The organism is Streptomyces sp. Act143, assembly GCF_003143935.1.
In the GTDB taxonomy this organism is placed as follows: domain Bacteria; phylum Actinomycetota; class Actinomycetes; order Streptomycetales; family Streptomycetaceae; genus Streptomyces.
The window spans coordinates 6,378,399-6,386,628 of record NZ_QFRX01000001.1; the positions used below are offsets into that span (position 1 = coordinate 6,378,399).

Sequence of the window (8,230 nt, forward strand, 5' to 3'; positions counted from 1 at the left end):
GGAGAGACGTGCAATGACCACACCTACGATCCTTCTCCACGACTCCCTCAACGACCCCCTCGGGGAACTTTGGTTCGCCGAACCCGCCGGCTTTACGACCCTGCCAGTCGGGGCCCTGCTCCCGACTCTGGACTCGGCGGCCGTCGATGACCTACGGGCGGCAGCCGCTCCGCTACTGGACTCGGCCCCTGACGACCTGGCCCGGCAACGGTTCATCGCTCACATCGCGTCGGGACAGCAGGTACTGGCCGCACTCCGCGATATGGGGACCGTTCACTGCGCGATCGGCCTCCACCGTGATGACGTGCGGGAGGCGAGCCCGGGCGCCCGTAACCTTCTCTTCTCCTTCTTCACCATCTCCTGGTGCCAGTCCAATGTCGCCTCGCGCGGTGTCACGGCCGCCCGCGCGGTAACGTCCTTCGGTGGACACACTCACATTGAGTACATCGAACTGGCCTGTGGACCTGCGTCTCTGAGCGAGCGCCTGGTGAGGCTGTCGGACGCGAACAGCCTCTTTCAGCAACCACTGCTGCAAATCCATGCGCATCTGCCCCACCCCGACTGTCGGCGCCTCGCCGTGCTCACTCTGAGTACGACGGCCGTCGCACGTCGAAGCGAGTATCGCGCCATCCTCAGACAGATCGCGGAGACGGTTCGCTTCGAGTGTCCGGTGGACGCCGACACGTAAAGCAGTTGTCCACTGGCCTCCTCACGGGTAGGAAGACCCCCATGACCGCACTCGGCGCAGTCTTCCGCCCCCAACTACCCCCCGAACGCCTCCGCGCAGTGGCGCAGCTCGCGGACGACGCCGGGCTGGATGAGCTCTGGCTCTGGGAGGACTGCTTCCGCGAGGGCGGTATCTCCACCGCCGCCGCAGCCCTCGCCTGGACCGAGCGGGTCAAGGTCGGTGTCGGGCTGCTTCCCGTGCCGCTGCGCAACGTCGCCATCACCGCCATGGAAGTCGCCTCCCTGCACCGCATGTTCCCGGGACGGGCCGTCGTCGGCGTCGGGCACGGGGTGCAGGACTGGATGGGGCAGGTCGGGGCGCGGGTCGAGTCGCCGGTGACGTTGCTCCGGGAGCATCTCGTCGCGTTGCGCGCGCTGTTGAGGGGGGAACGCGTCACCACCGACGGGCGGTACGTCCATCTCGATGACGTCGCGCTCGACTGGCCGCCCGCCACCCCCGTACCCGTCCTCGCCGGCGCCACCGGCCCCCGTACCCTGCGCCTCACCGGGGAAGCCGCCGACGGCACCATCCTCACCGCCTCCACCACCGCCGACGGAGTCCGCCGGGCATGCCGACTCATCGCCGAGGGGCGGGAGTCCGCCGGGCGCGGCGACGACATCGACGGCACCGGCGCCACCAGTGGCACCAGCACCACCGGCGACCCTCGCCCCGAGCCGCACCGCATCGTCGTCTACCTGCTCACCGCCACCGGCCCCGACGCCGCCCGACGCCTCCGTGCCGAGCTCGTCGACGAAGGGCTCCAGGACGTTCCCGACCTCGGTGTCGCCGGTGACGCGGGTGCCGTCGCCAAGGCGGTGCGGCGGCTTGCCGAGGCCGGGGCCGATGCCGTCATCCTTCAGCCGACCGGCGACGAGCCCGACCCGGAGGGGTTCGTGCGCTTCGCCGCCGAGGAAGTACGGCCCCTGGTGCGCTGACGTGAACCCCAAGGACATGGACACGGACACGGACATGGACACGGACATGGACATGGACACGGACACGGACACGGACAGCGTGCGGCTGCGGCCCGTCACGCCCGCCGACCTCGACGCGTTCCTTGCCTTCGAGCACGACGAGGAGGCGCTGCGACGGTCCCGGTTCACGCCCCGGCCGCGCGACCGGTTCATGCATCATTGGCGCGACAGTGTCCTCGGCGACGAGACCTGCCTCGTCCGCACCGTCACCGTGGGTCCCGACCATCAGCCCGCCGGTCATGTCGTCAGCTGGTGGGAGGGCGAGCGGCGCTTTCTCGGGTACTGGCTCGGGCGGCAGTACTGGGGGAGGGGCATCGGCAGCGCGGCCCTGCGGCACTATCTCGACGACGAGGAGACCGTTCGGCCGTTGTACGCCGACCCCTTCGTCGGCAACACCGCCTCCGTACGGCTCCTCGAGAAGCTCGGCTTCCGCCACACCGGCACCCTCCGGCACGGCGACGACGAACACGCCCTTCTCGTACTGCCGCCCGAACCGGCACAGTGAGCGCCTCTCCCTCCACACTCCCCGCCCCCTGGCGCCTCCCCTTCGACCTCGCCTGGGAGGCTCTCCGTGCCGGCAGCCTCCCCGTCGGTGCCGTCCTCCTCGACGCCGACGGGCGGCTCCTCGCCGCCGGCCGCAACCGGAGCCACGAGACCACCGCCCCGCCCGGACAGCTCGCCAACAGCGCCCTGGCCCACGCCGAGGTCAACGCCCTCGCCCAACTCCCCCTCGACCGCCGCCATGACGGCCACCGGCTCCACACCACCCTCGAACCCTGCCTCCTGTGCAGCAGCGCCCTGATCCACAGCCGGGTCCGGCACGTGCTCTACGCTGCGCCCGCGTCCTCGCCGGCCTCCCCGGCCTACTGGACGCCCCCACCGCGCAAGCGGCCTACGACCTCCTCCGTCCGCATCTCACCGTCACCCCCGCCGGTGATCTCCCGTAGCCCCGTCGATCAACTCACGCACCACGTCCATGTGCCCGGCGTGCCGAGCCGTCTCCTCGATCATGTGGACGAGGACCCAGCGCAGCGAGACGTCGTGGTCCCGCCAGGACGGACGGCCCAGGCCTGTCAGCGGCACCTCCGCGATCACCCGGTCCGCCGCCGTTCTCGCGCGACCGTAGAACTCGACGATCTGCGCCGTCGTCTCGCCCTGGTCGGCCCGCATGTCCTGGTCCGTGGTGGGGTCGAACCAGAGCTCCTCGACCTCCGCGCCCACCTCGGCGCCGAAGGTCTCCACGAACCAGCCGTACTCCACCGACGCCAGGTGTTTGACCAGGCCCAGCAGACTCGTGCCGGACGGGGTCATCGGGCGGCGCAGCTCCTCGTCGTCCAGCCCCTCCAGCTTCCACAGCACCGCGTCCTGGTGCCGATCCAGGCTCGCGCGCAGCGTCGCCTTCTCGTCGCCGCGGTACGGCATGCCGTCCGCGGCGTCGCCTGTGACCTCGGCATTCGTGACCTCAGGATTCGTCATGCCGGAAAATTAGCAGCGCCCACTGACAGCGCTCTGCGACGATCACCCCCATGCCCGCCACAGACGACGACCGGCCGCAGTCACACCCGCAGCCGCAGCCGCAGCCGCAGCCGCAGCCGCAGCCGCAGCCGCAGCCCCACCGTCACGACCAGGGCCGCCATCGCACCTTCGAGGACCTCGTCGCCGAAGGTGCCGCCGTTCCCACCGACGGCTGGGACTTCTCCTGGTTCGAGGGGCGGGCCACCGAGGCGCGGCCCTCGTGGGGGTACGCCACCGCCATGGCCGCCCGGCTCGCCGGCGCGACCGCCGCCCTCGACATCCAGACCGGGGGAGGGGAGGTGCTCGACTTCGCCCTCGCCCAGGTCGAGCCGAAGGCCCCCGTCCTCGCCGTCGCCACCGAGGGCTGGCCGCCCAACGTCGCCAAGGCCACCGCCCTGCTCCGCCCCCGCGGCGTCGCCGTCGTCGCCGCGCCCGAGGACGCGCCGCTGCCGTTCGCGGACGAGGCGTTCGACCTGGTCACCAGCCGGCATCCGGTCAGCCCGAACTGGGCGGAGATCGCGCGCGTACTGCGGCCCGGCGGGACCTACTTCGCCCAACACGTCGGCGCTCGCAGCGTGTTCGAGCTCGTCGAGCACTTCCTCGGCCCCCTCCCGGCCGAGCAGAGCGCCGCCCGCCTCCCCGAGCGGGAACGCGCCGGTGCCGAGGCCGCCGGGCTGGAGATCGTCGACCTGCGCTCCGAGCGACTGCGGATGGAGTTCTACGACATCGCCGCCGTCGTTCACTTCCTGCGCAAGGTGGTGTGGATGGTCCCGGACTTCACCGTCGACAAGTACGAGCCTCAGCTACGGTCCCTGCACGCGCGGATCGAGTCCGAGGGTCCCTTCGTCGCCCACAGCACCCGCCACCTCTTCGAGGCCCGCAAGCCGTACTCCGTCTGACGGCCGTACTCCGTCTGACAGCCGCACTGCGGCTGAACGGCAGCACTCCGCCTTACGAGCCGCACCCGCCGACAGGGTGCATCTACTGCAAATCGGGCAATTCGTGTATCCAGGCGCCATTCCCCCTTCGCTTCCACGGGGTTCACCAGGTTTCCACATCGTTATCACTGTCGGCTCGCTTCTTACCTTCGTCTCACGTAGGTTCGGACCAAGGTAATTCGCGTGAGCAAAGCTGCGCGGGCGGCACCGCGCAGTGGAGGGGGCTGCGCGGTGCCCTGCCTTGCAGCTCGCGACACCGGTCGTTCGCGTCAAGCGGGCGCGTGCGGGCGGGGTCACCCGCCTGGGGGATGCGAAGCCGAATTGCCGATGCGGCGCCCGAGTCGTCCCGGACCCCCGGATCTCGTCCCGACTCACACGATTGCCCTGGGAATCCGCTGTGTTCCGGCCATGAATCCACTGTGAATGCGGTGTTCCGCGAGCACCGGGCCGTCGTCGCGCGACTGCGGAGAGTAGTTGTGGCACGCCGATGCACGCAGCATCACTTACGAAGGGTTATGGTGGAAACCCCCCCTCGGGCCGGTCCGTCTCCCCCCCACGGACCGGCCCGTTTTTTGTGCCCCGACGGCCCGCGCCGCACCCCGGACACCGCACCCCACGTCGACACCGCGCGCCGCAATAACAAACCGCCCCTCTCGCCACCCAACACCCCGCCCCGCCTCTCCCTGCCTCTCCCTGCCTCTCCCCGTGTGTCTTCCCGCTCCCTCCCCACCCCGCATTCGACCCGCGCTCAAGTCTCCCTCTAGCGTCCCGGTAGGCTTCCGCGCGCGGGGACCGCATCTGCACGGAGGGGCTGACAATCACGTGAACCTGCGCGACAAGCTGCGCGGCCTGCTGGTCAGGCTCTACGCACGCCGGGTGGAAGGCCACCTGGACCACGCTCAGGTGCCCAAGCACATCGGCGTCATCATGGACGGCAATCGCCGCTGGGCGAAGGCCTCCGGTTCCACCACCGTGCACGGTCACCGGGCGGGTGCCGACAAGATCGAGGAATTCCTCGGCTGGTGCTCCGAGACGGACGTCGAAGTCGTCACGCTGTGGCTGCTGTCGACGGACAACTTCGACCGGCCCCAGGAGGAACTCGGCCCGCTGCTCGGCATCATCGAGGACGTCGTCCACACGCTCGCCGCGGACGGACGCTGGCGAGTGCACCATGTCGGCACGCCCGACCTGCTGCCCTCGCAGATGCAGTTGGCGCTCAAGGAGGCGGAGGAGGCCACCGCCCACGTCGATGGGATACTCGTCAACGTCGCCATCGGCTACGGCGGCCGTCAGGAGATCGTCGACGCGATGCGCTCGATGATGCTGGACGCTGCCGACAAGGGCACCTCGCTGGAGGAGCTCGCCGAGTCCGTGACCATCGACGCGATCGGCCGGCATCTCTACACCGGCGCCCAGCCCGACCCCGACCTGGTGATCCGTACCAGCGGGGAACAGCGGCTGTCCGGATTCATGCTGTGGCAGACGGCCCACTCCGAGTACTACTTCTGTGAGGTCTTCTGGCCGGCCTTCCGCAAGGTCGACTTCCTGCGGGCCCTGCGCGACTACGCGGCTCGCCACCGGCGTTACGGCGGCTGACACACGTGCGCCCCCGGGGGGGTCCTTCGGGTACCCCGTTTGGGACGGAAGTAACAAGGAGTTCACCAGCGCGCCGTCATCCGCACTGGCATGGCAGCGCATGTTCGAGGGCATAAGCCAAGCAGGTCGACACCCGAACCACGGGTGTCGGATCCTCAGCGGACGGCACGGGGCCGTCCGCCCGGGAGGCCCTTTGCACCAGCCCGATCGTGCGGCGACCGCACGGACGAACAGGCGGAGGGCCGGTTCTCGGCCCGTGCGCAGTGTGCAGGGCGGCCGTCGACCGGTCCAGCTCCACTCCGTCGCTCCCCGACCTCATCCGAGGGGGTACGTCCTTCCGTGGTGACCAGCACAAAGCGCCACAAGCCAGACCGGCGCACCTATGTTCTCGACACCAGCGTTCTGCTGGCCGACCCGAACGCCCTGAGCCGCTTCGACGAGCACGAGGTCGTGCTCCCCATCGTCGTGGTGACGGAGTTGGAGGCCAAGCGGCACCATCCCGAGCTCGGCTACTTCGCCCGACAGGCGCTGCGCCTGCTGGACGAGTTCCGGGTGAAGCACGGTCGCCTCGACGCCCCCATCCCGATCGGGGAACTCGGCGGCACCGTCCGTGTCGAGCTCAACCACTCGGACCCCAGCGTGCTGCCGACCGGCTACCGCCTGGGGGACAACGACTCCCGTATCCTCGCGGTCGCCCGCAATCTGCAGGCCGAGGGGTTCGACGTCACCGTCGTGTCGAAGGACCTGCCGCTCAGGATCAAGGCCTCCTCGGTCGGTCTCCTCGCCGAGGAGTACCGCGCCGAACTCGCCATCACGGACTCCTCCGGCTGGACCGGAATGTCCGAACTGACCCTGCCCGGCGATCAGGTGGACATCCTCTTCGAGGAAGGGCATGTGTACGTCCCGGAGGTCTCCGACCTTCCCGTGCACACCGGCCTGACGATCCACTCCGAGCGCGGCAAGGCGCTCGGCCGGGTCACCGCCGAGGGCAACATCCGGCTGGTGCGCGGCGACCGGGAGGCGTTCGGCATCAAGGGGCGCAGCGCGGAGCAACGTATCGCGCTGGACCTGCTCCTCGACCCGGACGTCGGCATCGTCTCGATGGGCGGCCGGGCCGGCACCGGCAAGTCGGCGCTCGCGCTGTGCGCGGGCCTGGAGGCGGTGTTGGAGCGCCGCCAGCATCAGAAGGTCATGGTCTTCCGGCCGTTGTACGCGGTCGGCGGGCAGGAACTCGGCTATCTGCCGGGGTCCGAGGCCGAGAAGATGAGCCCCTGGGCGCAGGCGGTCTTCGACACGCTGTCCGCGGTCACCAGCCGCGAGGTCATCGAAGAGGTCACCGCGCGCGGCATGCTCGAGGTGCTGCCGCTCACCCACATCCGCGGACGCTCGCTGCACGACGCGTTCGTGATCGTGGACGAGGCACAGTCGCTGGAACGGAATGTGCTTCTCACCGTTCTGTCCCGAATCGGCGCCAATTCGCGGGTGGTTCTCACCCACGACGTGGCCCAGCGGGACAACCTGCGGGTGGGGCGGTACGACGGTGTCGTCGCCGTCGTGGAGAAGCTGAAGGGACATCCCCTCTTCGCCCACGTCACGCTGACGCGGTCCGAGAGGTCCCAGATTGCCGCCCTTGTGACCGAAATGCTGGAGGACGGGCAAATCTGAGGTAGTACCCGCCAGTTGGCGCCGTCCGAAAAGGCGAAGAGCCTAGTCGGGCGGCGCCTTCGCGTGTTGCGGTTTCTCAAAATCACTGGGGTCAAACGGGATGTGAGCTTTCACACGCAACTCAGAATTGCCACCCGGCGTCCCGTTACGGCAGAGTCTCACTCCTGTCAGGCCCCGCATACGACACACCTGTACCGCCAGCGGTACGGCACCACAGCAACACCAGGTTCAACTCCATAGTCGACGTCGTATGCCGCCCGAGCACCACGCGGCGCCTCCCGCACGGGAGTTGCCCACCGGGCCCGTACCTCCCGTGACCCAGTAGTGGGGAGGTCAGCGCCAGGGGCACGATTGCGTCCGCCAGGGTCACCGAAGCGGACGACGCTGGAAGGAAACCGTGTGAGTCCGATTTCGGTCCGGGGATTCGCAGTGGCCTCTGCCACCGCGGTCACCGCTGTCGGAAGCGTCGTAGGCGTTGCCTCGGGCAGCACCGCACAGACGAACGACGCCGAGGCGACAGCAGCCGAGACGACGCTCCTCGCGGGCATACCCGCAGGCCAGCAGGCCCAGGTGCAGACCGCGTCGCTGACGCAGCAGGCCAACGTCCAGGCCATCCAGGCGGACGCGAGCGCCAAGAAGGACGCCGAGGAATCGGCCCGCAAGGCTGCTGCCAAGTCGGCGATCGAGAAGAAGGAAGCCGCCGAGAAGGCGGCGAAGGAAGCCAAGGAACGCGCCGAGGCCAAGACGGTGGCCTCCCGGTCCGCGTCCAGCTTCCCCGTGCAGAGCTCCTACACGGTCGCGCAGATCCAGGCGAT

At 69.4% G+C, this 8,230-nt stretch carries 7 protein-coding genes and 2 pseudogenes; 8 read left to right on the forward strand and 1 reads right to left on the reverse strand.

Translation table 11 applies throughout. The annotated features are described in order from the left end of the window. Nucleotides 1-13 precede the first annotated feature (13 nt). From DI272_RS29180 to DI272_RS46265, 4 genes and pseudogenes are all read left to right on the forward strand, one after another. Nucleotides 14-688 (forward strand): hypothetical protein, encoded by a 675-nt coding sequence (locus tag DI272_RS29180; RefSeq protein ID WP_109498189.1) that lies wholly within the window; start codon nucleotides 14-16, stop codon nucleotides 686-688. A gap of 41 nt (nucleotides 689-729) precedes the next feature. Then, a complete protein-coding gene (locus DI272_RS29185) occupies nucleotides 730-1,662 on the forward strand; it encodes an LLM class flavin-dependent oxidoreductase (protein ID WP_109498190.1) in 933 nt (310 codons plus the stop codon). Between the two features lie 52 nt (nucleotides 1,663-1,714). Beyond that, nucleotides 1,715-2,206 carry a GNAT family N-acetyltransferase gene (locus DI272_RS29190; protein WP_181387559.1) on the forward strand — a complete coding sequence of 164 codons (492 nt, stop codon included), beginning with the start codon at nucleotides 1,715-1,717 and terminating at the stop codon, nucleotides 2,204-2,206. Next, nucleotides 2,203-2,526: pseudogene (locus DI272_RS46265) on the forward strand (nucleoside deaminase); the annotation flags it as partial. The gene DI272_RS29190 and the pseudogene DI272_RS46265, both read left to right, overlap by 4 nt. A gap of 96 nt (nucleotides 2,527-2,622) precedes the next feature. Here the strand turns inward: DI272_RS46265 and DI272_RS29200 are convergent. After that, on the reverse strand, nucleotides 2,623-3,177 hold the full coding sequence (locus tag DI272_RS29200; protein WP_375138075.1) for a DinB family protein: 555 nt from the start codon (nucleotides 3,175-3,177) through the stop codon (nucleotides 2,623-2,625). Between the two features lie 50 nt (nucleotides 3,178-3,227). Here DI272_RS29200 and DI272_RS29205 point away from each other — a divergent pair, with 50 nt between their 5' ends. The 4 genes and pseudogenes from DI272_RS29205 to DI272_RS45555 all read left to right on the forward strand — a co-directional run. After that, a complete protein-coding gene (locus DI272_RS29205) occupies nucleotides 3,228-4,115 on the forward strand; it encodes a class I SAM-dependent methyltransferase (protein ID WP_109498191.1) in 888 nt (295 codons plus the stop codon). 861 nt (nucleotides 4,116-4,976) lie between these two features. Then, nucleotides 4,977-5,750, forward strand: a complete 774-nt coding sequence (locus tag DI272_RS29210) for an isoprenyl transferase (RefSeq protein ID WP_109498192.1) — start codon at nucleotides 4,977-4,979, stop codon at nucleotides 5,748-5,750. A gap of 339 nt (nucleotides 5,751-6,089) precedes the next feature. Further along, nucleotides 6,090-7,415 carry a PhoH family protein gene (locus DI272_RS29220; RefSeq protein ID WP_109498194.1) on the forward strand — a complete coding sequence of 442 codons (1,326 nt, stop codon included), beginning with the start codon at nucleotides 6,090-6,092 and terminating at the stop codon, nucleotides 7,413-7,415. Between the two features lie 399 nt (nucleotides 7,416-7,814). Next, nucleotides 7,815-8,230, forward strand: a pseudogene (locus DI272_RS45555) (lytic transglycosylase domain-containing protein); the annotation flags it as partial.